The sequence below is a fragment of the Mesorhizobium sp. M7A.F.Ca.CA.001.10.2.1 genome (assembly GCF_003998575.1).
GTDB lineage: Bacteria > Pseudomonadota > Alphaproteobacteria > Rhizobiales > Rhizobiaceae > Mesorhizobium.
On the sequence record NZ_RZQY01001280.1, the window covers coordinates 1 to 573 of the forward strand.

The 573-nt window shown below is 64.6% G+C and carries 1 pseudogene; it reads left to right on the top strand.

The features are described from left to right. A pseudogene (locus EN964_RS36635) lies at positions 1-573 on the top strand (helicase); the annotation flags it as partial.

Below are 573 nucleotides of genomic sequence, written 5' to 3' on the forward strand. Positions count from 1 at the left end.
GAATTACATGGCCGAGCAGGTGCGCCGCGCCGACACCACCGAGGGCGACATTGACACGCTGTCGCATCGCATAGCCCAGATCCGCACCTGGACATTCGTGTCGAACCGGCCCGGCTGGCTGGCCGATCAGGCACACTGGCAGGAAAAGACGCGCGAAATCGAAGACAGATTGTCGGATGCGCTGCATGAGCGGTTGACGAAACGCTTCGTAGACCGCAGGACTTCCGTCCTCATGCGGCGCCTTAGAGAAAATACCATGCCTGAAGCCGAAATTAGCCCTACCGGAACCGTCCTTGTCGAAGGCCACCATGTCGGCGAGTTGCAAGGGTTCCGCTTCACCGCCGACCAGACCGCCGGCGGCGAAGACGCCAAGGCGGTGCGCACCGCTGCCCAGAAGGCGCTGGCCGCCGAGTTCGAATCGCGCGCCGAACGCTTCGGCGCCTGCGCCAATGGCGACATCGCGCTCGGCTCGGACGGCACGCTGCGCTGGATCGGCGCGCCGATCGGCACGCTTGTATCAGGCGAAGACGCGATGAAGCCGCGGTTGGTGCGGCTGGCCGACGAACAACTGAC